Origin of the sequence: Pseudoalteromonas shioyasakiensis (assembly GCF_022398475.1) — a bacterium.
GTDB lineage: Bacteria > Pseudomonadota > Gammaproteobacteria > Enterobacterales > Alteromonadaceae > Pseudoalteromonas.
In genome coordinates, this window is sequence record NZ_JAKEVM010000317.1 from 1 (window position 1) to 535 (window position 535).

Sequence of the window (535 nt, forward strand, 5' to 3'; positions counted from 1 at the left end):
TGCGAATGCTGACATGAGTAACGATAATGCGGGTGAAAAACCCGCACGCCGGAAGACCAAGGGTTCCTATCCCATGTTAATCAGGGTAGGGTAAGTCGACCCCTAAGGCGAGGCCGAAAGGCGTAGTCGATGGGAAACGGGTTAATATTCCCGTACTTGGTATAATTGCGATGGGGGGACGGAGCAGGCTAAACAAGCATGGCGTTGGTTGTCCATGTGAAAGTGAGTAGGTTGGTGACTTAGGAAAATCCGGGTCGCTAAGACTGAGACACGAGACGAGCCACTAAGGTGGTGAAGTTGTTGATGCCATACTTCCAGGAAAAGCCTCTAAGCTTCAGATTATACCGAATCGTACCCCAAACCGACACAGGTGGTCAGGTAGAGAATACTAAGGCGCTTGAGAGAACTCGGGTGAAGGAACTAGGCAAAATTGTACCGTAACTTCGGGAGAAGGTACGCTCCTATCTGTGATGAGACTTGCTCTTTAAGCGGACGGGAGCCGCAGTGACCAGGTGGCTGGGACTGTTTATTAAAA

At 50.3% G+C, this 535-nt stretch carries 1 rRNA gene; it reads left to right on the forward strand.

The features are described 5' to 3' along the window. Nucleotides 1–535: ribosomal RNA gene (locus tag L1D51_RS21695) — 23S ribosomal RNA — on the forward strand; the annotation flags it as partial.